This window comes from Saccharothrix xinjiangensis (assembly GCF_039527585.1).
GTDB lineage: Bacteria > Actinomycetota > Actinomycetes > Mycobacteriales > Pseudonocardiaceae > Actinosynnema > Actinosynnema xinjiangensis.
The window spans coordinates 1-507 of sequence record NZ_BAAAKE010000109.1; the positions used below are offsets into that span (position 1 = coordinate 1).

Consider the following 507-nt stretch of genomic DNA (forward strand, 5'->3'; position numbering starts at 1 on the left):
CGGCCAGGAGCTGCCGGCCATCCACGGCCCGGTGGTCAAGGCGGCGGGCAGACTCCTGGAGGACGACGCGCAGGCCCGCGCCCTTGTCCGCCGACAGTTCGAGGAGACCCTGACGCTGATAGGCGGGCCTGCCGAACAGCGCCTGCCCCTCCGCCCCTGGGGCGAGGCCCCCGCACGCCTGGCGGGCCCGGTGGTGGGCGGCAACCTCATCACCCTGGCGAGCCTGGCGGGGACACCGGCGGCCTTTCATGCGCCTGCCGGGGCCCTGGTGGTGCTCGAGGACGTGGGCGAGCCCTACTACCGCCTGGAGCGGGCCCTCTGGCAGCTGGTTCACGGCGGCGCCCTCGACGCCGCCGGCGCGATCTGCCTGGGCACCTTCGAGGGGTGCAGCGCCTTCGACGCGACCCCGCTGGAGGCCATCATCGCCGAGACCCTGGCCCCGCTGGGCGTGCCGCTCTACCACGGGCTGCCCGTCGGCCACGGCCTGGACAATCGCCCCTGGCGGGT

At 75.3% G+C, this 507-nt stretch carries 1 protein-coding gene; it reads left to right on the forward strand.

Features of this window, described 5'->3' with window-relative positions; genetic code table 11:
• Nucleotides 1–507: S66 peptidase family protein (locus tag ABD223_RS43460; RefSeq protein ID WP_486374878.1), on the forward strand; the 507-nt coding region annotated here is incomplete at both ends.